At 43.5% G+C, this 24,173-nt stretch carries 18 protein-coding genes; 15 read left to right on the forward strand and 3 right to left on the reverse strand.

Annotated features, from left to right (window positions below; translation table 11 throughout):
- Window positions 1–24 precede the first annotated feature (24 nt).
- The gene (locus MHH50_RS12465; protein WP_339174493.1) at window positions 25–2,721 is read left to right on the forward strand and encodes a calcium-translocating P-type ATPase, SERCA-type; all 2,697 of its coding nucleotides are present in this window, start codon (window positions 25–27) and stop codon (window positions 2,719–2,721) included.
- A 90-nt stretch (window positions 2,722–2,811) separates the two neighbouring features.
- On the opposite strand, the gene MHH50_RS12470 is transcribed toward MHH50_RS12465, so the two are convergent.
- Window positions 2,812–3,747 (reverse strand): NlpC/P60 family protein, encoded by a 936-nt coding sequence (locus MHH50_RS12470; protein WP_340034387.1) that lies wholly within the window; start codon window positions 3,745–3,747, stop codon window positions 2,812–2,814.
- Between the two features lie 324 nt (window positions 3,748–4,071).
- Here MHH50_RS12470 and MHH50_RS12475 point away from each other — a divergent pair, with 324 nt between their 5' ends.
- The 12 genes from MHH50_RS12475 (at window position 4,072) to MHH50_RS12530 (ending at window position 17,874) form a co-directional block, all read left to right on the forward strand.
- On the forward strand, window positions 4,072–5,142 hold the full coding sequence (locus MHH50_RS12475; protein WP_076125887.1) for an ABC transporter substrate-binding protein: 1,071 nt from the start codon (window positions 4,072–4,074) through the stop codon (window positions 5,140–5,142).
- A 61-nt stretch (window positions 5,143–5,203) separates the two neighbouring features.
- The gene (locus MHH50_RS12480) at window positions 5,204–6,127 is read left to right on the forward strand and encodes an ABC transporter permease (protein ID WP_036686219.1); all 924 of its coding nucleotides are present in this window, start codon (window positions 5,204–5,206) and stop codon (window positions 6,125–6,127) included.
- Complete coding sequence (locus tag MHH50_RS12485) at window positions 6,120–6,914, forward strand: ABC transporter ATP-binding protein (RefSeq protein ID WP_076280813.1); 795 nt, start codon at window positions 6,120–6,122, stop codon at window positions 6,912–6,914. Before MHH50_RS12480 ends, MHH50_RS12485 begins: the two co-directional genes overlap by 8 nt.
- Before the next feature lie 223 nt (window positions 6,915–7,137).
- Complete coding sequence (locus MHH50_RS12490; RefSeq protein WP_340034390.1) at window positions 7,138–8,904, forward strand: sensor histidine kinase; 1,767 nt, start codon at window positions 7,138–7,140, stop codon at window positions 8,902–8,904.
- Complete coding sequence (locus MHH50_RS12495; RefSeq protein WP_076279781.1) at window positions 8,897–10,465, forward strand: response regulator; 1,569 nt, start codon at window positions 8,897–8,899, stop codon at window positions 10,463–10,465. Before MHH50_RS12490 ends, MHH50_RS12495 begins: the two co-directional genes overlap by 8 nt.
- A 127-nt stretch (window positions 10,466–10,592) precedes the next feature.
- Entirely contained in the window at window positions 10,593–11,921 is a 1,329-nt protein-coding gene (locus tag MHH50_RS12500; protein WP_248548093.1) for an extracellular solute-binding protein, read from the forward strand.
- A gap of 143 nt (window positions 11,922–12,064) precedes the next feature.
- Window positions 12,065–12,985 (forward strand): sugar ABC transporter permease, encoded by a 921-nt coding sequence (locus MHH50_RS12505; RefSeq protein WP_076105030.1) that lies wholly within the window; start codon window positions 12,065–12,067, stop codon window positions 12,983–12,985.
- Window positions 12,986–12,988: 3 nt separating this feature from the next.
- Window positions 12,989–13,828 carry a carbohydrate ABC transporter permease gene (locus tag MHH50_RS12510; RefSeq protein WP_038570347.1) on the forward strand — a complete coding sequence of 280 codons (840 nt, stop codon included), beginning with the start codon at window positions 12,989–12,991 and terminating at the stop codon, window positions 13,826–13,828.
- Between the two features lie 57 nt (window positions 13,829–13,885).
- On the forward strand, window positions 13,886–14,998 hold the full coding sequence (locus MHH50_RS12515) for a rhamnogalacturonan acetylesterase (protein ID WP_340034392.1): 1,113 nt from the start codon (window positions 13,886–13,888) through the stop codon (window positions 14,996–14,998).
- Between the two features lie 112 nt (window positions 14,999–15,110).
- Entirely contained in the window at window positions 15,111–15,902 is a 792-nt protein-coding gene (locus MHH50_RS12520; RefSeq protein ID WP_076105002.1) for an SDR family NAD(P)-dependent oxidoreductase, read from the forward strand.
- A gap of 181 nt (window positions 15,903–16,083) precedes the next feature.
- The gene (locus MHH50_RS12525) at window positions 16,084–16,800 is read left to right on the forward strand and encodes an MgtC/SapB family protein (protein WP_036686231.1); all 717 of its coding nucleotides are present in this window, start codon (window positions 16,084–16,086) and stop codon (window positions 16,798–16,800) included.
- Between the two features lie 84 nt (window positions 16,801–16,884).
- Window positions 16,885–17,874 carry an aldose 1-epimerase gene (locus MHH50_RS12530; protein WP_076183424.1) on the forward strand — a complete coding sequence of 330 codons (990 nt, stop codon included), beginning with the start codon at window positions 16,885–16,887 and terminating at the stop codon, window positions 17,872–17,874.
- 79 nt (window positions 17,875–17,953) lie between these two features.
- Here MHH50_RS12530 and thrS read toward each other — a convergent pair whose 3' ends face one another.
- A complete protein-coding gene (gene thrS, locus MHH50_RS12535; protein ID WP_076125897.1) occupies window positions 17,954–19,867 on the reverse strand; it encodes a threonine--tRNA ligase in 1,914 nt (637 codons plus the stop codon).
- 474 nt (window positions 19,868–20,341) lie between these two features.
- On the opposite strand from thrS, the gene MHH50_RS12540 reads away from it, so the two are divergent.
- Together MHH50_RS12540 and MHH50_RS12545 are read left to right on the forward strand one after the other, a co-directional pair.
- Window positions 20,342–21,010: a TraX family protein gene (locus tag MHH50_RS12540; protein ID WP_076135480.1), complete on the forward strand. Its 669-nt coding sequence runs from the start codon at window positions 20,342–20,344 to the stop codon at window positions 21,008–21,010.
- A 92-nt stretch (window positions 21,011–21,102) separates the two neighbouring features.
- Complete coding sequence (locus MHH50_RS12545) at window positions 21,103–22,620, forward strand: copper amine oxidase N-terminal domain-containing protein (RefSeq protein ID WP_076125900.1); 1,518 nt, start codon at window positions 21,103–21,105, stop codon at window positions 22,618–22,620.
- Between the two features lie 98 nt (window positions 22,621–22,718).
- Here MHH50_RS12545 and MHH50_RS12550 read toward each other — a convergent pair whose 3' ends face one another.
- Complete coding sequence (locus MHH50_RS12550) at window positions 22,719–24,116, reverse strand: metallophosphoesterase (RefSeq protein ID WP_076217720.1); 1,398 nt, start codon at window positions 24,114–24,116, stop codon at window positions 22,719–22,721.
- Window positions 24,117–24,173 lie beyond the last annotated feature (57 nt).

Below are 24,173 nucleotides of genomic sequence, written 5' to 3' on the forward strand. Positions count from 1 at the left end.
TCAAATAATCCACAATCGCAAGGGCTGGTACCCTTCCATACTCTGAGCGAGGAAGAAGTGCTGAATAGGCTGGAAACTCGGAAAGAGGGTTTATCTTCCGATGAAGCGGCTAAATTTCTGGAGCGATATGGGAAGAATGTACTGCAAGAAGCGAAGACTAAATCGCTATTAGAAAAGTTTATCGAACAATTTAAAAATGTAATGATCTTTATTTTGCTAGTAGCAGCTGTATTGTCAGGAGTTTTGGGGGAATGGACGGATACGATTATTATTTTGCTTGTAGTCATTCTGAACGCGGTGCTTGGAGTTATTCAGGAAAATAAGGCGGAGCAGGCACTCGATGCGCTTAAAAGCATGTCCTCTCCTCATGCCAGAGTAAGACGTTCCGGTCAGGTTACTGAGATAAAAAGTGAAGACCTCGTACCCGGGGATATCGTATTACTGGAAGCCGGAAATGTAGTTCCGGCGGATATAAGACTTTTGGAAGCCGCATCGTTAAAGACGGAGGAAGCCGCGCTTACAGGAGAATCATTGCCATCAGAAAAGCGGGCCGGTGTGCTTGAAGGTAGCGACATTGTAATCGGTGACCGCACCAATATGGCTTATATGAGCAGCAGTGTTACTTATGGCCGGGCGGTTGGTGTCGTTACAACAACAGGAATGCAGACGGAGGTCGGTAGAATTGCCGGTTATATCTCGGAGGAAGATAATGATGTAACACCGCTGCAAAAAAAGCTGGATGAACTAGGGAAATATTTCACCTTTATTATTCTTGGCGTTTGCGTGATTATCTTTGCCGTTGGGATCTTCGAGGGAAGAGAGCTAATGGATATGCTACTCACCTCGATCTCACTTGCGGTAGCGGCTATCCCGGAAGGGCTGCCAGCAATTGTTACGATCATTCTCGCGCTTGGTGTGCAGCGAATGGCGGGACGAAAAGCGATCATTCGCAAGCTTCCTGCCGTGGAGACACTCGGAAGTACAGAGATTATATGCTCCGATAAGACAGGTACTTTAACATTAAATAAAATGACTGTCGAAAAAGTACATGTCAACGGAAAGACCACTGATTCCAGTGCAGGACTTGAAGGGATTCCTGGTGGTGAGTTATTGCTTCAAGCTATGACGCTTTGTAATGACTCCAGCATTGACGAAGGAAAGACTCCTAGTGAAACTGAAGCAAAAGCTGGAAACAAGGATCCCCAAACCAAGAGCGGAAAAGCAATCATCGGCGATCCGACGGAGACCGCGTTAGTCGATTATGCGCTTAGTATAGGTACTGACAAAAGGGAGCTTGAAAAGAAATATCCACGTAAAAATGAGCTGCCTTTTGACTCTGATCGCAAGCTGATGACAACGATTCATGAGGTAGAAGATGGTCGATATCGTGTGCTGACAAAGGGTGCACCAGATGTACTTTTGTCCAAATGCAGCCATATTTATGTGGATGGAGAAATTGTACCTCTACAAGACGAACATAAGCGGAATATCATGGAGAGTAATAAAATGCTCGCAAATGACGCACTTCGAGTGTTGGCGTTTGCTTTCCGAGATGAGGAGCAGCTGCCGACCGATCTCTCACCAGATACCACGGAGATAGAGTTAGTATTTATTGGTTTGGTTGGTATGATAGACCCGCCGCGTGAGGAAGTACGGGATGCGGTAGCCATCTGCCGTAAAGCGGGAATAAGACCTGTAATGATTACAGGGGATCATCGTGATACAGCAGCGGCTATTGCCAAAAGATTAGGGATTATTGAAGATGAATCAGGTGTATTAACGGGCAGTGAGCTGGATAAATTCAGCGAAGAGGAATTTGCGGAGAAGGTTACCGATTATTCGGTTTATGCACGCGTCTCTCCTGAACACAAGGTGCGTATCGTTAAGGCTTGGCGGCAAAAAGGAAAAATTGTGGCGATGACCGGAGATGGTGTAAATGATGCTCCTGCACTTAAATCATCCGACATCGGTGTGGGCATGGGGATAACCGGAACGGATGTTGCCAAGGGTGTATCAGATATGGTGCTTGCCGACGATAACTTTACGACTATAGTTGTTGCCGTTGAAGAAGGACGGAAAGTTTACAGCAATATCCGCAAAGCAATCCAGTTCCTTCTCTCCGCTAACCTTGGGGAAGTGCTGACATTATTTATTGCCACTATGATTGGTTGGCGTATTCTAGAGCCGATCCATATCCTGTGGATTAATCTCGTTACGGATACTTTACCTGCACTTGCCCTCGGGCTTGAGAAAGCCGGTGAGGATGTAATGGCGAAGAAGCCGCGTAAAGCAAGCAGTAGCATCTTTGCTGGCGGCGTGGGGATTGGGATTATATATCAAGGGATTATAGAAGCGGCGCTTACGTTATTCGTGTACCAATGGGCGCATACGCATTACAATGAAGGTATTGCGGTTACAATGGCCTTTGCCACATTAGGATTACTGCAAATTGCCCATGCTTTTAACGTCAGATCCAATAAAAAATCGCTATTCCAGATCGGTTGGTTCAGCAATCGGTATATGTTATGGGCGTCGCTGATCTCTATACTAATGCTTGTGCTTGTGATCATCATCCCGGGCTTAAACGACTGGTTTGGTGTCTCACATTTAAGTGGATTACAGTGGGGAATAGTATGTGCAGCAGCTGTAGCGATTATTGTCATAGTAGAACTTGTAAAGCTGTTTGTCCGGATAAGCGGAAGGGGCAAGAGCTGGGATTAAGAATTTGGTTAAGAGTTGTAGTCAAAAAGCCTGAATCCCTTCAATAGGGATTCAGGCTTTTTGAATGATTTCTTTTAAAGTATGGGAAGCTTATAAAACACGTTGCATGTGGAGGATTACATTACTCCAATAACCTGAGTCGAGGTCACTGATCTGAACTCCGGGTTCGCCCCAAGTGTGGATAAACTTTCCGTCTCCAATGTAAATACCGACATGACCAGGTATAGCATCACTTTCAAATCGGCCGGGAACGGTAAAAAAGATAAGATCTCCTACATCCAGTTCGCTTCGACTTACACGAGTACCTAAATTATCTTGATCTTTAGCTAAACGAGGTAAGCTGACACCGAATTTTTTGAAAACATGCCTTGTAAAAGAAGAGCAATCAAATTTTTTGGTTTCTTCATAAGATCCAGCGCCAAAGTCGTAGGGTACACCTAAGAAATTTTTGGCAAAAGCGACTAACTCCTTTTTATCCGCTTCAGAAATACTTTGAATGCGTAAAGATTTAGATTCACTCGTGGATTCGACCGTCGATAATTTTTCGATAGTCTTACGTTCGGACGGTGTAGCAATGTTTATCTCACCCGACTGGGGATTCCAGCCTACTTCTGTTTGCAGAAATTTGGACAAGGCTAAAGGGGTGATATAGATTTGCCCTTCTTGTCGTCTAGGGGCCTGTGGCAGTGTGATTTTTTCCCCAAGTGAGAATACCTGTGGTGAGCCAGGGCGCAGCATATACATAACATCGCTATAACCGATTTTAGTGTATCCATCACTTGAACCATCATCTTTCATCCGATATCCGAGCGAAGTAACCGCAGGCTTAAGTGGAATCCAGTACTTTCCCTGAGCGTCAGTAATTGCAGATTGTTCATAATAACTGGAGGCATTTGTTCCATCAGGAGTTAGCGCGTTAACCTTAGGTTTTTGCGATTGAGATGAATAACCGCAGGATGAACTCGTTAAAGCGACAGCAAGCAATACAACAGCGGTGGTTAGTAGTCTTTTGTGATTATTAGCCATTTAACACGCTCCATCTTCAAACTGTAAATTAAGTTTGTGCAGGGCGATTTTTTTTATGTAAAAGAAACGAAGGCAATCGTTGTAAGAGACAACCAAGCATTACCTGTTTTGATGTCATATATTCTTCAGAATTTGAAATCTATGGAAATATGATAAGTGATTGACGGATAAACAACCTCCATATAATATAGGTTTAATAGATTTCTATCATTAATGTGAGGTACGTGTAAGCTTACGCTTTAATGCTTTTATCGATAAAAGTGATAATGCTGAGTCGCTCACCTTGATGTATGCGTTAATAAACTAATGAAATGGGGTACTTTGATGAAAAAGAGAAACATTTTGGCGGGATTAAGCTTATGCTTCATGCTCGTAGCAGCTGGTTGTGGTAACAATAACACTGCGGGAAACGCAGGAAATGCAGCGAATTCCGGTAATTCCCCTACGAATGCAGGAGCAGCAGATTCAAAAACGTACAAAATTGCGATCTCGCAATATGTGGAGCACCCCTCACTTGATGCTACACGTGAAGGAATTCTCGCTGCTTTGAAGGATGCAGGAATCGTTGAAGGTGAGAACCTGAAGGTTGACCTTGAGAATGCTCAGGCTGATCAAGCGAATAACTTGTCCATTGCTCAAAAGATTGCCGCTGACTCTAATGATTTGGTATTGGCAATTGCAACGCCTTCCGCTCAATCAATTGTTCAAGCACTCAGCAAAGCAAGTAAGGATACACCGATTTTATTCGCAGCCGTAACTGACCCACTCGACGCGAAGATTGTCACGGATCTGGAGCATCCAGGTGGCAATGTATCAGGGGTATCGGACACCAATCCCGAAGCGATTAACAGATTAATGCAATTTATAGCTACCCAATTTCCTAACGTGAAAAAGCTGGGCATCGTTATTAATGAAGGTGAACCAAATGCAGTAATTATGGCTGAGATTGCTAAAAAAGAGTTGGATAAACATGGAATCGAGCTAGTGAAGGCTGCCATCACGAATACCTCTGAAGTCAAACAAGCTGCAGAATCACTTGTGGGTCGTGTAGATGCATTCTACATTACTTTGGATAACACAGTCGTAAGTGCAGTGGATACCATTATTCAAACAGCTAATGACAAGAAAATTCCCTTCTTCTCCAGTGACCGTGATACGGTTGAAAAGGGAGCTTTCGCCACCGTTGGTTTTAAATATTTCGATCATGGCTATCAAGTGGGTCAAATGGCCGTGGATATTTTGAAAAATGGTAAAAAGCCAGCTGATATGAAAGTAACCATGCAAGAAAAACTCGATCTCATTCTTAACCTGAAATCTGCAGCAGCGCAAGGCATAGAAGTGACTGATGCAATGAAGGCAGAAGTTGCCGATCAAGCTAACAATATTATTCAATAAGCCATTATATAGGGGCGATTTCGTGAGAACGCCCCTTTCCGCTCGAAGGAGGAAGTCATCTATGTTAAATTCGATGCTCGGGGCCGTTGAAATGGGACTGCTTTACGCATTTATGGCTTTAGGTGTATACATTACCTTTCGTATTCTTGATTTCCCTGATTTGACTGTAGATGGGAGCTTTACCACTGGTGGTGCCATTGCCGCTGTTATGATTACTAACGGTTATGCACCATGGCTTGCTACCCTGGCCGCTATTGCTGGTGGAATGCTGGCAGGAATGTGTACGGGCCTATTACATACGAAAGGCAAGATTAATGGACTGTTATCCGGGATTTTGATGATGATTGCACTCTATTCCATTAATCTGCGGATATTTGGTGGCAAACCGAACTGGTCTTTAATGGGCGACACTACCTTGTTCACTTCCATTGATCCTCTGCTCGTTCTGCCGTTTGTAGTTATTTTTGTGAAAATAGTAATGGATTTATTCCTGCGTACAGATCTTGGACTTGCGCTGCGGGCTACCGGAGATAATGCAAGAATGATCCGTAGTCTGGGTGTGAACACGGATAATACCACTATTCTTGGTGTCAGTTTATCCAATGGAATGGTGGCGCTCTCGGGGGCGTTAATCACTCAGTATTCTACTTTTGCGGATTCCTCTATGGGTATTGGGATGATTGTAATCGGGTTAGCTTCGGTGATCATCGGTGAAGCCATATTCGGTGCTAAAAATGTATTTCGGGCCACATTGGCTGTTGTGCTCGGATCCATAGTTTACCGGATCGTAGTTGCACTTGCCTTGCGGGTACCGTGGCTGAAAGCTTCGGATCTTAAGCTGATCACAGCAATTATCGTTATTTTCGCTCTTGTATTCCCGTCGATTCAGCGTTTCCTGAAGCAGAAGAATATGGCGCGGAGGCGTTCCGTTGAATTAGCTGAGCAGGCGCTAAGCAGCAAGAGAGGAGGCACCATCGATGCTTAAACTGGAGAACGTATCTAAGCTGTTCAATCCCGGAACACCCGATGAGAAAATAGCGCTGCTCGGCATTGACTTGGAGCTTCTTCCCGGTGATTTTGTCACCATCATTGGAAGTAATGGAGCTGGTAAATCTACGTTGATGAACATTATTTCCGGTGTCATGAAGCCGGATCTGGGTATAGCCAGCATTGAGGGAAATTCAATCAGCCATTTGGCGGAATTTCAACGGAGTCGTTGGATTGGCCGTGTCTTTCAGGACCCAATGGCGGGTACGGCTCCACATATGACGATTGAAGAAAATTTAGCTATGGCTTATAAAAGAGGCAAAAGCAGAGGGTTAACCTTTGGCGTAAATAAAGCTAAAAGAGCTTTGTTTCGCAATGAGCTAAGCCGTCTGGGGATTGGGCTGGAGGATCGCCTGCGGGCAAAAGTAGGGTTGTTGTCAGGTGGAGAGAGACAAGCGCTAAGTCTGCTAATGGCGACCTTTACTCAACCGCAAATTTTACTTTTAGATGAACATACAGCAGCCCTTGACCCTTCTCGTGCGGAGCTGATTACTAAACTTACAGAGTCCATTGTCCGTGAGATGAAGTTAACCACCCTAATGGTTACTCATAACATGGAACAGGCCATTCGTCTTGGCAATCGTCTGATCATGATGGATAAGGGCCGTATTATTTTGGATATCGATGAGGAACGTAAAAAAGATCTTACTGTAGAACGGTTGCTCGGAGAATTCGAGACAATCAGCGGACATAAATTGGCAGATGACCGAATGATGCTTGGCTAGTCAGTTGTAGCTGTGAAGGTAGCTCAATATAAGGGCTTGAAGTGAAGTCTGATTCTGGATTTCATTTCGAGCCCTTTTTTACATAGGAATTTTTTCGCCGAGCCATTATACTATCCTTATCTTTCAGTTCACGTAAATTTACCCAAATGGAACATTATGGTTTATAATGGAATTATAGTGATAATAAATGAAAATTATCATATTTAGGGAGCGGAGAATGCAGATGATTCGGAAAAATGTTAGCGCTTACATAAGTTCGGGCATTTTCAACAAAATGATACTGATTATTTCCTTTTTGCTTCTACTTTCCTTTTTATTCTCTTTGACCGTTTTACAATATGTGTATCGTATCTATGACAAGCAAATTTATGAAAAGGCATCTGAGGTACTGGGGATGTCCTCCATTAGCATCGAAAATGCCCTAAGAGAATTGGATCAGCTTTCTTTTACAGTGGTGTCTGATGAGCAAATTCAGGAATGCCTGCGCCAATTGCAGAATGATCCACAGCCTTATGAAAGACAAGTTCTACATAACAAGATCATAAACAGGCTGGTTGCTTTTGCAGGGGCAGAGAAATACGTTTATTCCATGATGCTGATGGATACAAGTGGCGGAGTAATGACTGCGGGCAATCGTGAAGGAGTATCACAGGATCTGCAGGATCAGTTAAAGCCGTTAGCTGCGGAAGCTAGCGGAAGTATAGTGTGGTATCCGCAAGGAAACAGAAATTCACTTTTGGCGGTTCGGCAGATTAAATCTTATACAGGGTCAACGTTTACGCTGGATGATCTGGGAACACTCGTGATCCGTATTCGGATCGATCTAATCATTGCGGATAGTACGAGCGATACAGACCAATTAATCGCAGTTGATGCCACGACGGGACAGGCAATCTATCCTGAAGCACCGATTCTTTTGCCAGAAGAGCTTAAAGAAGAGACAGAACGTCCGGAGCTATATCGCACGGCCAAATATCAAGAAGGTACTTATTTTATAACCAAGACGAAATCATCTTATATAGATTGGATCTACATCAATGCCACTCCATTTAATGAGATGTTCAAACATATTACTTTTGTCAAAAAGCTGGTCGTCATCATATTCGCACTAATTTTATTAATTGGTCTCCTTTTAGGCTACAGGCTTGCTCGCAGTATTGTACGTCCGATCTCTAAGTTGACCAAAAAAATGAAGCAAATCGAGAAAGGCGATCTGGACAATCTGGAGGAACAGTCATTAGGTGTGGTTTCACAGACTGCGCAGGACGAGGTTAGTCAGCTAAACCGGACTTTTAAAATGATGATCCGCAGGATCAGAGAGCTTATTGATGAGAACTATGCGAAGCAGCTGATTATTAGAGAGACTGAGCTAAAAGCTTTGCAGGCCCAGATTAATCCGCATTTTTTGTACAATACACTGGAATCAATCAACTGGTTAGCCAAAATGAACAAACAAGCCAAAATCTCAGAAATGGTAGAAGCGCTCGGTTACTTGTTCCGCAGCTCTATTGGTCTAAAGGATCCGCTGATTACACTTGAAAAAGAGATCACTATCGTGCGCAATTATGTCATTATCCAGAAAACACGGTTTGATGAGAGGCTTGATTTCCGGATGGATGTACCTGAACATCTGCATGACGCTTTGATTCCGAAGCTGACCTTGCAGCCTTTAATCGAAAATGCTATCCGCTATGCACTAGAGCCTAATATTGAACCGTGTACCATTTCTATAACAGTTAGTGAAGATGAGCAGGGGCTCGATATCAGAGTCAGTGATAATGGACCGGGAATGAGCGCTGAATTTATCAAAGATTTGCAGATGGGAAGAGTTAAGACCCGTGGAGAAGGCATCGGCTTAGCTAACATCGCGGAACGGATTCAAATCGTCTTCGGCCCTGAATGGGGCACTTCCATAGAAAGTGAACCGGGTCAAGGAACAACTATACATGTGCGTATACCTTACTTAAAAGGAGTGCTAGAGAATGTATAAACTGCTGTTGGTGGATGATGAACGCTTGATTCTGGAAGGGATATCGCAGGTTGTGGACTGGGGACGAGCGGGAACAGAGCTTGTAGGCACGGCGTGGAACGGGATTGAGGCTTTGGTGAAAATAGAGGAGCTTAGCCCTGAAATAGTGATTACGGATATTTCTATGCCTGGTTTAGATGGTTTGGGACTGGTGCAAAAATGCAGTGAACGATTTCCAGACGTGAAATTCGTTATGCTGACTGGTTATAAGGATTTTGATTATGCTTGTATTGCTATGCAGAACGGGGTTAAACATTATCTTTTAAAGCCGTGCAATGAGAATCAGATCCATGATGCACTGGTTGAGCTGGTAGCAGAGCTAGATGAACAGAAGAGCCGGGGCGAATTCGTAAATAGTATGAAACAACGTCTTCAGAAGGTATTGCCCCATGTGAAAGAACAATTTTTGAAGGAATGGATCTCTAACAAAACTTATGGAAGTCAGGATCTAGAGTACTATCAGGAATTATTCGGCATTGAACTCAATGACAAAACGGTACGCTTGCTCCTATTCCGACTAGAAGGTTCTTACGAATATGAGCAATTGTTCGCTCTGCAAAATATTGCCCAGGACGTACTTCAGGAAACACTCCTGAGTGCGACGATAGGCGGTCATTTATTAATATTACTGGAAGACGAAGGAAATACGGTGCAGAATAGCCCCTTGCTTAAACGTATCGCTGAAGTAAGAGAGGTATTCTGCAAGTTTTATAAAATGGATGTGACAATCGCGATTAGTGATGCTGACCTTATGATTCATTCCCGGAGATTGTATCGTCAGACCTTGCAATGCCTGAACCATCGTTTTTATTTGGAGGCGGGCGGTTTGATTACCGGGAGTGATATCCCAAGTGATGAGCTAAGTGGAAGAAATGATATCGAGCTAGATGAAGAGCATATTTGTCTACTTATAAAAGCAGGCGATCAAAATACGGTGGAGCTGGAATTGGAACGATTATTCAACTTGCTCGCGGATGAACGGTTAGATATTAACGTGACGCGTTCTTATGTTTTACAGTTATATTCCGCTATGATTCGTTTAGCAGTCCCTGATGAAAGAAATAGCTTCACATCGGGCTTGGCGGAGCTTGCCGAAATTAGAACCTTGGGAGGTTTAAAAGCATACGTCAAAGAGGCAGCGGTTCGCTTAACAGCGATGTATGACCGACATTTTAGTTCCCGGCAATCGCTTATTGTAGACAAAATGTTCAAAATTATCGCAGAGGATTACAAGAATGCAGAGCTGTCGCTTAGCTCGGTCGCAGCTGAAATGTTATATATGAATCCCGACTATCTAGGCAAAATATTCAAGAAAATTACCGGAGAGAAATTCTCGAATTACGTAACCAATTACCGGATTGCTAAAGCATCGGAGCATATTTTGAGAAGTGGGGATGTAAGAGTATTTGAGCTGGCTGAAATGTTCGGCTTCGGTGGAAATGCACAATATTTCAGTCAGGTTTTTAAAAAAGTAACCGGCCAGACCCCTACAGATTTCATGAAACCCCCTCAAGCGAACTGATTATTGAACAAACAAGACGGTTTTTTGTATTCAATAATCACGGAATATTTGAGAAAATTTAACCAATGAAAGCGCTACCTAAAGGGATCAGAGCCTTTACACTATCATAGGAAAAGGGGACATGAAATTGAAAAAGAGATTCGCTTTACTAGCCGTACCATTATTGCTGTCGTCGATGTTAGCTGGTTGTGGAGGTAACAACAATAACAATGCTGCTGCTACGGATTCCGCTACAAATACTCCTTCGGAGACGAAACCTGCGGCCACGACCTCAGCAGAACCAGTAACCCTGCGTATCGCATGGTGGGGTGGAGATACAAGACATTCTTATACACAACAAGTTATTGATATGTATGAAGCCAAATATCCGAATGTAACCATTGAGCCTGAATATGCATCCTTTGATGATTACTGGAAAAAGCTTGCTCCGCAAGCTGCTGCAAATAGACTTCCTGACATCGTTCAAATGGATATTTCCTATATTAATCAATATGGATCTAACGGACAGCTCGAAGATTTGAAACCTTATTTGAACTCTCAGATTCAAGTCGGCGATGTGAATGAGAACGTGCTGAGTACTGGAGTGATCGGTGAGAAGCAATACGGAATTCCGTTAGGGGTTAACGTACTTGGTTTTCAATATGATCCAGAATTGCTGAAAAAGGCAGGTGTTGATTCTATCCCAGAGAACTGGACTTGGGATCAATACAAGGAAATCGCCGCAAAAGCTAAGTCGGCTGGACTTTATATGGACGGTTCCATGGCAGCAGACGTGTTCTTCAACTATTATCTGCGTACAAAAGGGCTGGCACTCTATAACAATGATGGTTCCGCACTTGGTTATGAGGACGATGCGTTGTTCACTGACTTTTTCGGAATGTTGTCTGGTTTGATTAAAGATGGAGCGGTCCCATCACAAGACAAACTGAGCCAAAATAAAGGGGTTATTGAAGAGTCGGATATTGTTAAAGGGACAGGTATCGGTGTATGGCAATGGTCGAACCAATACGTTGCTTTGCAAATCGCTGTAAATCGTCCTATGGAGCTGGCACAAATGCCTGGTCCAGATATGGATAAAGGGCTTTACATGCAGCCAAGTATGTACTGGTCAATTACTTCTAACTCTAAAGTGAAGGAAGAAGCAGCGAAGTTCGTTGATTTCTGGATTAATGATGTGGAAGCTAACAACCTGATCAAAGGCGAACGCGGAGTACCGATTTCAAGCAAAATCAAAGAATCTGTAGCTACACAATTAACTGATTCCGGTAAGCAAGTATTTAAGTTTGTTGCTGACATGGAGCCTACTACTTCACCTATGAGTCCACCGGTTGGATCACCAGAGGTTGTAGCCCTGCTTACAGACCTTGCTGAACAAATGAACTTCGGAAAAATCGATCCAGCAGCAGCAGCGGCACAGTTCCGAAAAGAAGCGAACTCTATTCTCTCCAGCCGTTAATCGTAGGGTAACAGATAACTATACTGCGTCTCACATGGGAAACGGCATGCCATTTCGCTAGGCGGCATCCCGTTTCCCATATTATTCACATAAAAAGGAGTTGGAGACCCTTGGCATTAACGAATCCCCTACCTTCGAATCCATTGGCTGTTAAGAAAAAGAACCTCACCGGCCGGCGGTTACGAAGCAACCTTACAGGATATGCCTTCATCAGTCCGTTCGTCATTGGCTTCCTTTGCTTCACACTGATCCCGATGATCATTTCGCTGTATCTTTCTTTTACCAAATACAATTTATTCGCTCCACCTAAGTGGATTGGATTTGATAATTACATCAAAATGTTCTCAAATGACCCGAAATATTTGCATTCACTAAAGGTAACGCTGCTTTACGTATTTATCGGTGTGCCTTTACGTCTAACCTTCGCATTATTTGTGGCCATGATTCTAAATACGAAATCACGTATGGTAGGAGCCTATCGGACAACTTATTATTTACCTTCTATTATAGGTGGTAGTGTGGCGGTTTCCATCATGTGGCGTAATATTTTTAGTGATACTGGAATTATTAACGGCATGCTTGGCTTTTTCGGAATTGGACCGGTAAGTTGGTTTGGTAATCCGAACGCTGCGCTTATCATGTTGATAACTCTATCTGTGTGGCAGTTTGGCTCATCCATGTTGATCTTTCTTGCAGGTCTTAAAAATATTCCTGGTGAAATGTATGAGGCAGCTAGTGTAGATGGAGCCGGATTCTTCAGAAAGTTCTTCAAGATTACTATGCCACTCTTAAGTTCAGTGATTCTGTTTAATCTAGTTATGCAGACGATCAGCGCATTTATGACCTTTGTTCCAGCTTATATTATCTCTAAAGGTGAAGGCGGACCTATGGACGGCACTATGTTGTATTCTCTCTATTTATTCCGTCAGGCCTTTATGTTTAATAATATGGGTTATGCTTCGGCTATGGCTTGGGTAATGTTGTTGCTTGTCGGCATCATGACCGGAATCTTGTTCAAGACATCCAAATCGTGGGTCTTCTACGAGTCGGAAGGAGGAAAATAATCCATGGCGAAAATTAAACTGAAATGGCCGCTTTATCACATCCTTATAGGTGGCCTCGCTATCGTTATGCTGTATCCGATTCTGTGGATGATCATGAGTTCTTTTAAAGAGAGCCGGCTTGTGTTTGTTACAGCGCAGCACCTTATACCTGATCCATGGGAATGGGGGAACTATGCTAAAGGCTGGGAAGGTATTGCAGGTTACTCCTTTGGTGTCTTCATCAAGAACTCTTTTGTAATTGTTATTGTCGCAACACTGGGCGCAGTCATTTCATCTTCACTGGTTGCCTTCGGTTTTGCCCGCAATAAATTTGTAGGCCATGGCTTATGGTTCGGAATCATGATGATGACCCTGATGCTTCCTTCCGATGTGGTGCTCGTCCCTCAATACATTATCTATGCCAAATTGGAATGGCTCGACAGTATCAAACCGATCGTTGTTCCACAGTTCTTCGGTGTCCCGTTTTTCATTTTCCTAATGCTGCAGTTTATTCGGACCATTCCTGTTGAACTTGATGAAGCGGCTACCATCGATGGTTGTGGGAAATTTGGACTTTATTTCAGAATTATACTTCCACTTATTCGTCCTTCTATGGCTACTGCGGCGATCTTCTCCTTCTATTGGCGCTGGGAAGACCTGCTTGGACCGGTATTGTACTTGAACTCACCTTCTAAATATACAGTTTCGATGGGGCTTAAAATGTTCCTGGACAGTGAGTCCGTATCCAACTGGGGTCCAATGTTCGCCATGTCTGTTCTAAGTTTGGCACCAGTCATGATTATCTTCTTTATCTTCCAAAAGCAGATTGTAGAAGGAATCAGCACCAGTGGTTTGAAAGGTTGATTTCAGCAAACGAATATAAATGTTTTAAATCTCTAATTAAGAAAGGTGCGGCTGAATTTGGATAGCTATCGTTTTGATTTTGGGATTAAGGAAGCTGAGCCTGGCTACACCAAAATTCGGCCGGACACATCTTATTCTAAGGGAATAGGGTATGGTTTCACTTCTGATTCCTCCGTCTTTGGTCGTTTCAGAGGGGGAACAGATATACTGCGAAGCGATTGCTGCATCCCACAGAAAGCAGTTTTTCTTCTGGATCTCCCGAATGGGATCTACCGTGTTACGATGCTGTTGGGTGATGCTCTGGCAGATACCAGCACATTTATCAAAGCTGGAGAAGGCAAGTTCGTATTGGACACGCTAAATGTGCCTGCGGGCCAATATTTGCGCGAATCCTTTGCAATTAGGGTTAAGGATGGGCAGCTAAAGCTATCGTTCTCGGGTGCGGCACCGCGTATTAACGCCTTGGACATTCAGATGGACAATGAAGCGCTAGTCTTATTTCTGGCGGGAGATTCCACGGTGACCGATCAAGGGGAAGAAGGTTACCCCTATGCGGGGTGGGGCCAACTGCTGCCACGCTGCTTCAAAGCCGGAATAGCTGTAGATAACCGGGCACTTTCTGGACGCAGTTCCAAGAGTTTTATTGAGGAAGGGCATTTGGAGGGCATTGCCGCAGATATCAGACCCAGAGATTATCTGTTCATCCAGTTTGGACATAATGATTCCAAAACTGATGATTTAAGACATACCGAGCCCTTTACTACATATAAAGAACATTTGCTCCGGTTGATTACAGTCGCCCGAGAAGCGGGGGCCTATCCGGTTCTTGTGAGCTCTGTACATCGGCGAAGATTTGATAGTGAAGAAGCAATTGTAGACACGCATGGAGATTATTTAATCTCCATGCGGGAACTCGCAGATACCGAGCAGGTTCCACTGATTGATTTAGCCGAGAAGAGCCGCAAGCTCTTTGCAGCTTATGGCTCAGAGGGCTCAAAAGATTTATTCATGTGGAGCTATCCAGGAGAATTTATTGCGCATCCAGGTGGGGTGCAGGATAATACCCATTTTCAAATTTTAGGGGCTCGTCTTCTAGCTGAGCTTATAGTGGAAGGGATCCGGGAAGTTGGATTAACCGATCTCATCATTCATTTTCGTCAGGGAGAATAATAATCCTAAAGGAAAAGTAAATATCTGTCGGTTCAACTTCTGTATGCAAGGTTAAGGTTAAGGAAAGAACTTAACTGGAAGACTTGCATGATTAGAAGGAGGATATCACGATATGGCAGATAAAAAGCTTGTAGGTAAGGTTGCAGTTGTAACCGGAGGCGGCTCAGGAATTGGCCGGGCAACCGTGCTTGAGTTCGCACGTAACGGAGCCAAAGTTGTATTATTGGACAGAACTGTGGAGAACGCTGAAAAGGTTAGACAGCAAGTGGAGAAAGAGGGCGGAGAAGCCCTAGTTATCGAATGTGATGTTGCTGAACCACCACAAGTGGAAGCGGCGATAAATAAGGCGGCCGCGAAATGGGGTCGCCTTGATGTTGTTTTTGCCAACGCAGGGATTAATGGGGCGATGACGCCTATTGAAACGATGGATATTGAAGCTTGGGATCAGACCATTCATATTAACCTGCGTGGAACCTTCGCGACTGTTAAATATGCGATACCGCATCTAAAAGAAAGCGGAGGCAGCATCCTGATCAACAGCTCCATTAACGGAAATCGTGTATTTTCTAATGTTGGTTTTTCTGCTTACAGTACGACAAAGGCAGGACAGGTTGCTTTTATGAAAATGGCGGCACTGGAACTGGCTCAATTTCAAATCCGCGTAAATGCGATCTGTCCTGGGGCTATAAAGACCAATATAGATGACAACACTTTTCCATCAGAGGATCTGAAAGAAGTGAAAATCCCAGTAGAATTTCCTGAGGGAGATCAACCGCTCGAAGAAGGTCCGGGGCGACCTGATCAAGTAGCGAAGCTGGCGCTGTTTCTGGCGTCTGAAGATTCAGATCATATTACGGGGACGGAAATTTATTGTGACGGTGCAGAGTCGCTTCTGCATGGTTAATTTTTCAACATAATCTTGGCCTCTCATAACGGATTCCATCCTCATCGCTATGCCGGACCACACGGGTCGAAAGAGCATATGCGCTGAGGATGGTTATGCCGTTTTTTGTTGTAAAATAAAGCTAATCATTATCTCCAATTTCCGTTATAATGGAGTATCTCTGGAGAAAGGAGATTGCGATATGGATTTTCAATTGGAATCATTAATGAAGTTACTAGTGGCCATGCTGTTCGGGCTGTTCATCGGGATTGACCGACAGATCAAGCAGAAACCGCTGGGGATACGGACCAGTATGGTCATAAGCATTGCGAGCTGTCTTGTCACAGTGGTGTCTATCCATGCCTTTGATAAGTTCGCAGGACCAGAGCATCCCAACATGGACCCAATGCGGCTTGCGGCTCAGATTGTCAGCGGGATTGGTTTTTTGGGTGCGGGTGTTATTCTGCGTAGAGGCGGAGATGCCATTTCGGGCCTTACTTCGGCAGCACTCATCTGGACAGCTTCTGGAATTGGTATAGCTGTGGGTGCGGGATTCTATATTGAGGCAGCATATGCGGTTATTCTGCTGATGTTTGCTGTGAATTTAGTTCCTCATTTAATCCGTTCGCTAGGACCAGAAGTACTGAATAAACATGAAGTTTCAGTGAGGATCATTATGGAAGCTAATTTTGTGCTTACAGAAGTGATCCAAAAAATCGAGCGGCCTCAGGTCAGCTCGCAGCGTAGTACTAGAGGTCCATCCCGAGCGATTCGAAGAATGAAAATTAAAGATTTGGAAGATGGCAGACAAATGATCGATATGGTGATCTCAGCACCGGATCGGGATTACGCAACAGAAATCTATTACGATGTGAAGAAAATTGAACATGTAATGAGCGTAGAAGTGGAGCAATTGTAAAAAGAGCATGTCACCTCATGACTAGATGTGGTAATCTATCAAGTGGAGACAATTATCAGACACTGGAAGGGAGAACAATATATTATGTCAATCACAGCGTATGAAGGACAATATGAAGGAGAAGCAGCTATCTGGTTGAAAGCCGGTCGTTATGAGGCAGCTATTCTGCCAGGTATTGGCGGCAACCTGATCTGTTTCCGTGATACCGAAAACGGATATCGCTTCCTGCATGAGCCTGGAGCTGAAGAAATGGAAGCCTTCAAGGCAAGTCCGGGGATTCACGGAATTCCTGTATTATTTCCTCCAAATCGTTATGAGGATGGTAAATTTCCATGGAATGGTCAAACTTATCAATTCCCAGTAAATGAAGTTGCAACGGGCAACCATTTACACGGATTTTTACATACTGCAGCTTGGGAAGTCGAAGAATTTGGCAGCGGTAAGACTGAAAGCTTCGTAACCGTATTCATCAAGGTGGATGAGAATCATCCTTCTTATCAGTATTTGCCACATAAGTATACGATCAAATTGCGTTATACCCTCGGCGAAGGAGGATTATCTCAACAGGTGCTGGTGCACAATGATGGAGAAGATGTGATGCCTTGCTTGCTGGCATTCCACACTGCCATTAACGCACCTTTCGCACCAGGAAGCAGTGCACAAGATTACCGCGTAAAAGCTACTATTGGCGAGCGATGGGAGCTCAATGACCGCATGCTGCCAACAGGCAAATTCCAGGCGTTGGAGCCAGGAGAAGTTCAGCTTCGTGAAGAAGGTGTGAATCCATATTTTGCATCGATGGACAATCACTACACGGCTGTACCTCAGAACGGACGCAACCGGATGGAGCTTACCGATAGCAAAGCCGGAGTAACCTTGGTGTACGATGTAGGGACTTCGTACAAACAATGGATGATCTGGAATAATGGTGCTACAGAACAGTTCTTCTGCCCTGAGCCACAAATTAACTTGGTGAATGCGCCAATGGTAGATCTTCCTGCTGATGAAATCGGCTTGTTCAGCCTGAAACCAGGCGAATATTGGGAAGAAAGCAGCCGCCTGTACGTAAAATAGAGTTCAGTTGACATGAATAGGTTATAAAGAAGGGGCTGTCTCAAACGTAGTTTTTCTACGATTAGACAGCCCCTTAAATTTATCTCTTACTAATAATCTCTTCATTAATCTGTTCAATGATGTCTTGGATACTCTTCGAACCAAGATCACCTTCACCACGTTTTCTTACAGAGACAGTGTCGGAATTTTTTTCGTTCTCTCCAAGTACGAGCATGTAAGGTGCTTTTTCAAGCTGAGCTTCACGAATTTTGTAGCCTAACTTCTCATTTCGGATATCTACTTCGACACGAATGCCAGCCTTCTCCATGTGATGCTTCACTTGCAGTGCATAGTCAACATAGTTCTCAGAGACTGGCAATAACTTCGCATGAACAGGTGCGAGCCACAGTGGGAAAGCCCCAGCGAAATGTTCAGTAATAATCCCCATAAAACGATCGATCGACCCATAAACAGCGCGATGGATTACGACCGGGCGATGTTTAAGATTATCTTCCCCGATGTAAGTAAGATCGAATTTCTCTGGCATTTGCCAATCTAGTTGGATTGTTCCACATTGCCAGCTACGTTTTAGCGCATCTAAGATATGGAAATCAATCTTAGGTCCATAGAACGCGCCATCCCCTTCATTCACACGATATTCGATCCCGAGATTGTCTAATACATTTTGTAAAGATTGTTCAGCCTGATCCCATAATTCTTCAGATCCCATATAATCTGCCGGCCGAGTTGATAATTCAATCTTATACTCAAAGCCGAACACTTGATAAATATGGTCAATCAGTGAGATTACCCGTCTTATTTCATCCTCAATTTGCTCTGGCAAAACGAAGAGGTGAGCATCATCCTGGCAGAAAGTGCGGACTCTCATCATCCCGTTCAGTGCTCCGGAATATTCATGGCGATGCACTTGACCGAATTCCGAGATACGGATAGGCAGTTCCCGGTAGGAATGCAGATTATTTTTGAAAATTAGCATATGCCCAGGGCAGTTCATCGGCTTAAGGGCAAATTTTGTTTCATCTACATCTGTGAAATACATATTGTCCTTGTAGTGATCCCAGTGTCCTGACTGCTCCCAAAGCCGATTGTTCATCATCAGCGGTGTACGAACTTCATCGTAATCTCTCTGTCTTTGTAATTCCCGGGCAAAGTTCTCAAGCTCTGTACGGATTGTCATTCCCTTGGGAAGATAGAAGGGCATGCCTGGAGCTTCTTCAGAGAACATGAACAACTCAAGTTCTTTGCCAAGCTTACGGTGGTCACGTTTTTTAGCTTCTTCAAGAAACAGTAAATGTTCCTCTAACTGCGCTTTTTTAGGAAAGGCAGTTCCATAAATACGTTGCAGCATTTTGTTATTGGAATCTCCACGCCAGTAGGCACCCGCTACATTCAACAGCTTAAAGGCTTTGACCAAGCCAGTAGAGGGAAGATGTGGCCCACGGCAAAGATCGGAGAATTCACCTTGATCATAAATAGTTAATACTGTGTCTTCCGGCAGATCATGAATAAGCTCCAGCTTTAAAGGCTCATTTAGCTCTTCAAAAAGTTTAATGGCCTCTGCGCGGCTCACCACACGGCGGACAATCTGGTGATTCTCTTGGATGATTTTCGCCATTTCTTGTTCGATTGCAGCAAGATCATCAGTGGATAGAGGTTTCTCAATATCAATGTCATAGTAGAAGCCGTCTTCGATAACAGGACCTATGCCTAGCTGGACAGCTTTATCTCCATATATACGTTTTATGGCCTGCGCCATGATATGTGCAGTACTGTGTCTATAAACCTCAAGACCGTCTTTGCTATCCAACGTAACAATATCGAGCCGGCAATCATGTTCGATCGCTTGGTTTAGATCAACAGATTTTCCATCAATTTTTCCAGCTACAGCATTTTTTTTCAGACTGGTACTTATGGCACCTGCTGCTTCTTTAATCGTTGTTCCTTGCAGTACCTCTCTAATTGTTCCATCTTGCAGTGTTACCTTGATCTTCATGATTTTAGCCTCCATTTCTCAAATATTGTTAGTTGTGAACGCAAAAAAACGCATCTCTCCCAGAAAGGGACGAGTGCGTTCAGCTCGTGGTTCCACCCTAATTCGACCTGTCATATAGACAGGACCTCATTGGTATCCGATATCGGGGATAAATCGGTGCCGCATACTACCGAAAAAAACAAAGTTCTACGGATTCAGCGCCACGGCTACAAAGGGGTAACTTCACAACCGGTAACTGGAGAAGCTTGCAGCCTGGACTTCTCTCTCTGGACAGTTCGTGTAGGAAATCATGTCTTTGATCATTGCCATATTCTGTTGCTAGTTAATATTACTCAATAGTATTCGATAAAGTCAAGGGGGGAGGTGCACAGAAATCGGATGATCGTTTCTCCGCGGTCTTCATTTGCTTATTGGTAAAGGAAATGAGGATGGACTTGGCGAATTTATATTTCAACATGCTTAAGGGGGATTTTAATGCAGATTATTGCCATGCTGACGATGCTAATCGACCATATTGGCTATATCTTTTTCCCGGAGAATCTTGCTTGGAGATATGTAGGGAGAATAGCTTTTCCGATTTATTGTTATGGGCTTGTGCAGGGACATATCCATACTTCATCCAGACCTAAATATTTATTTCGGTTGCTCTTGATTGCGATTATTGCCCAGATTCCCTATAATCTAGCGCTAAATTCTGGTGGCTGGAACGTGGTGTTTACGTTATTGCTGTCAGCAATCGTACTGGTAATTTTGGACAAGCTGCCTTCACTATGGCTTGGTATACCTGTGGTAATTGCTGCTATAGTGTTAATGGATTATTACCCTATAGATTATAATGCGTACGGTTTGCTCTTAGTATTGATTTTTCGTTATACGAAATCGTACTGGCTTGTTGGAGCCCATCTGGCACTGAATCTATTCTATATGTTTTATAATTATTGGGTTGTACAGATGCTCAGTATTTTACCTACCTTGCTGATTGCTTTTACGCCTTTAATTTGGAATCGCTTGGAGCGGCACCGGGTTCCGCGCTGGATGTGGTGGTCATTTTATCCTGCACATTTACTGATGTTGGCGATAGTTAAGGCTGTAATTTACAAGGATTGGGCTCAGATCGAATGGCGAAGTTTGTTGAATATCTAAACATTTTACAATAAAAGGAACTTTGATTTACAAAACTTACCTTAGCTGAGATAATGGATTGATTTCACAAAATAAGATGAAGGAGACATGCTATGAGTAGAGTTAAAGCGAAATTGAAGTGGTTTTTGCCTTTTGTCGCACTGATGCTAGTTCTTGCCGGCTGTCAGTCGGTAGGGGGGTTCGATGTTAATAAGGCGTTGATTGGGGATGTTGATGTTAAATCATCAGAATCCAGTATGACTTTTTCCATGAATGCTGAGCCCATAGAGGGAATTAGCGCGGAAGATAAGGAAATGGTTGATCTTATTAATTCTTTTTCCTTGAATATTAGTAAAGCTAAGTTACAAGATAATGGGAGTTTATCGGCCCAAGGAACTGTTGGTTATAAACAATTGAATATTCCATTCACCTTGTTTATGGACAAACAAACACTTGCTTTTACAGTTGAAGGAGCAAAACAACCGTTCTACTTCCCTGTACAAGGATACGATGAAATTTTAGGTGAAGTAGGCTTGGATACGGCAAAAGCTGAAGATGTCAGTAAGCTGTTGACGAAATTCGTTGTTAAGAATCTTCCTAATCCTGGCGTAATCAACATTACACCGGTTAGTGATGCTGTGTATGGTGAGCAGTTGAACATGACGAAGCTGCATGCAGAAGTGACTGGTGATGAGCTTCCTGCATTGTTAAAAGGCTTCCTGAAGTCTGTTTCCAAAGACACAGAAGGTTTTACTGAATTGGTGGGTGGTCTTTACGACTATCTGTACCCTGTGATCAAAGCTATGGATGAAGACGGTTCTGGCGATATTTTCAATCTGGGATTCGGAGATATTCCACTGGATGATAAAGAAGCTGTCGTAACTGTATTGCATGATGCTGCCAAATTGGCTGTTGATGCATTGCTGCTAGTATATGACAATCAAGTGGACAGTCTTTACAAATCAACTCCTGAGATGAAGACCGTGTTGAGTAAGGATACGAAGTTATCTGTTGATATTTTCGTTGATAGTGCTCTGCATGTGCGTAAACAGAATGTTGATCTGAAAGTGGCGCTTCCGGGTACCGAGGATTTCCCATTGAAGAGCCTCTCGCTTAAAGCTTCCAGTCAGATTTGGAACATTGGCGGTGCTGTAACCGCTGATCCAATCAGCACTGAAGGTGCACTTGATATTTCTTCCGGACTTACACCTGGAGAGACTTTGAGAAACTTTGCCCCAGATTCTGATGTATATCGTATATTGAAGGATGATCTGGGCATTACGAAGAGAACCATTGTTATCGAACCTGATGACGAATATTATTACCCGATTGTAGACAAGAACACTACTTATATCCCACTGCGTTATTTGGCAGAAGATTTAGATGCTACTGTAGAATGGGATACGGCCAATCGTGCAATTAACGTTACTGATGGTGTGTACGGAGATAAACTGGTATTCAAAATCGGTTCTTCCGAAGCCTTGATTAACGGCACGGCTGTAAAGCTTGCCCAACCTGTATTTGTTGACGAGTATGGCGATGCATATGTATCCTTGCGTCTGCTTGCTGAAGCGCTTCATGCTACTGTGTCGGTAGATGAAGATGGTTGGATTACTATTGTACGGAAATAGTTATATCTTAACGATTAATTAACACAATAAACCCAGCTTCCATCTGACGCATAAATGCGGGTGGAGGCTGGGTTTTTTATATGAAATGCATAATCCAGTTATTGCTTCGTTAATACCACCTCTAAAGCTATATTACTAAGCTCTTTGTCCTCTGTCATACTTTGGATGTATCCACCTAAGAAGCCTTCTTGTAGGCCTTCCCAAAGCTTGTAGCCTGGCATCGCTTTAATATCTTCTGAGGAGCTGCCGGCTGTCCCCGCGAAATATCTTACATTTAGCTTGGCCATTACCTCTGCCATCGATGCCTTTTCAGACTGCGTAAAGGAACTCTCCTTTAAACCATCCATAGCTTTGTTATAAGAGTTTGTAGCAAAAGTATCCTCAGCATAGGTCTTGAAGTTTAAAAGATTCTGATCTGTATTGCCATTAGCTTTAGCCCATCCCTCTACATTTAAGGGCGTTGCTTCATAATTGACGGTTCTGCTCAGGGGATCGAAGGTCATCGCTCCGTATTGATGTGGATAGACAGCCATTGCACTTGTTGCGATATCATAAATTGGTGTTTCTTCCGAAGAAGTTACCGGGTCTACCCGGATGTCCTGCATATGGATATGGCCTGACAAGACTAAATTAAGTTCATTTTCACGAAGTACCTTTATTGTTTCCTGACTGTTATTCAGTTTAAAGCCTGAAACAGACATAGAGGTGTGGCTTAGTAGATTGTGGTGCATAACCGTGAGAACAGAAGCATGCTCCTTGGCAGCCAGTTTAACAGAATTATCTATCCATGATAGGGTAGAGGCGGTCAGGCGTCCGTCCGTTTGGGGGAAACCGTATTTCTGATTGTTATGATATTGGCTGCTGTCAATCATAAGGAGCCATAAATTTGGCGATGCCTTAACGATGTAACTTAGTGATTCTTTATCACGTGATACAGCTTCTTTGTAACCGAAATCCTCATACATCTTGGTAAAGTCTTTGTCTGTAATGGAATCCGTAACAAGCTGCTTATCCCCGCTGAAGGATCTGGCCCAAGGATTAAATAAATCGTGGTTGCCTGGAATGACATATACAGAGGTTCCTTGTGCTTCGATTCGCTTTAATTTTTGGGTTAGCTCCTGATGGCTGCTGCGTTCTCCGTTATTTGTTAAATCTCCACTCAGGATGAGAAAATCAGGCTTCTGCTGCTCAGCGTCATAAACCAAGGTTTCAAGGATTTCATCACTGTAAGGCAGCATTTTTCCATCACCGCCAGTTACATATTTTTGAAAAGCTGTACCGCCATCCTGTAGCTTCTTATCTAAGAAGTGAGTGTCCGTTGCCACCCAGAAAGTGAGGGGGTGAAGATCATTCGGATCTTGTGCTGTTGAGGTTAAATTAGACGAATTTGTGTCTTTACAGCTAGTTAGAGCCAAGCTCATTGAAAGGAGCAGCAATAATGAGATTAAGGCTGATTTTCTATGCCGAACAAGGGCTTTCTCGCTTGGGAATTTCATGATTATAACCTTCCTTCTATACATTTGCTGCACTATTGTAGCGCATTTTAGCTCGTG

Origin of the sequence: Paenibacillus sp. FSL H3-0302 (assembly GCF_037982245.1) — a bacterium.
GTDB classification, from domain to species: domain Bacteria; phylum Bacillota; class Bacilli; order Paenibacillales; family Paenibacillaceae; genus Paenibacillus_AQ; species Paenibacillus_AQ odorifer.

Coding starts and splice junctions, on each gene's coding strand:
- MHH50_RS12470 (WP_340034387.1), bottom strand. CDS start 3,747: ATGGCTAATAATCACAAAAGACTACTAACCACCGCTGTTGTATTGCTT.
- MHH50_RS12475 (WP_076125887.1), top strand. CDS start 4,072: ATGAAAAAGAGAAACATTTTGGCGGGATTAAGCTTATGCTTCATGCTC.
- MHH50_RS12480 (WP_036686219.1), top strand. CDS start 5,204: ATGTTAAATTCGATGCTCGGGGCCGTTGAAATGGGACTGCTTTACGCA.
- MHH50_RS12485 (WP_076280813.1), top strand. CDS start 6,120: ATGCTTAAACTGGAGAACGTATCTAAGCTGTTCAATCCCGGAACACCC.
- MHH50_RS12490 (WP_340034390.1), top strand. CDS start 7,138: ATGATTCGGAAAAATGTTAGCGCTTACATAAGTTCGGGCATTTTCAAC.
- MHH50_RS12495 (WP_076279781.1), top strand. CDS start 8,897: ATGTATAAACTGCTGTTGGTGGATGATGAACGCTTGATTCTGGAAGGG.
- MHH50_RS12510 (WP_038570347.1), top strand. CDS start 12,989: ATGGCGAAAATTAAACTGAAATGGCCGCTTTATCACATCCTTATAGGT.
- MHH50_RS12520 (WP_076105002.1), top strand. CDS start 15,111: ATGGCAGATAAAAAGCTTGTAGGTAAGGTTGCAGTTGTAACCGGAGGC.
- MHH50_RS12525 (WP_036686231.1), top strand. CDS start 16,084: ATGGATTTTCAATTGGAATCATTAATGAAGTTACTAGTGGCCATGCTG.
- MHH50_RS12530 (WP_076183424.1), top strand. CDS start 16,885: ATGTCAATCACAGCGTATGAAGGACAATATGAAGGAGAAGCAGCTATC.
- thrS (WP_076125897.1), bottom strand. CDS start 19,867: ATGAAGATCAAGGTAACACTGCAAGATGGAACAATTAGAGAGGTACTG.
- MHH50_RS12540 (WP_076135480.1), top strand. CDS start 20,342: ATGCAGATTATTGCCATGCTGACGATGCTAATCGACCATATTGGCTAT.
- MHH50_RS12545 (WP_076125900.1), top strand. CDS start 21,103: ATGAGTAGAGTTAAAGCGAAATTGAAGTGGTTTTTGCCTTTTGTCGCA.
- MHH50_RS12550 (WP_076217720.1), bottom strand. CDS start 24,116: ATGAAATTCCCAAGCGAGAAAGCCCTTGTTCGGCATAGAAAATCAGCC.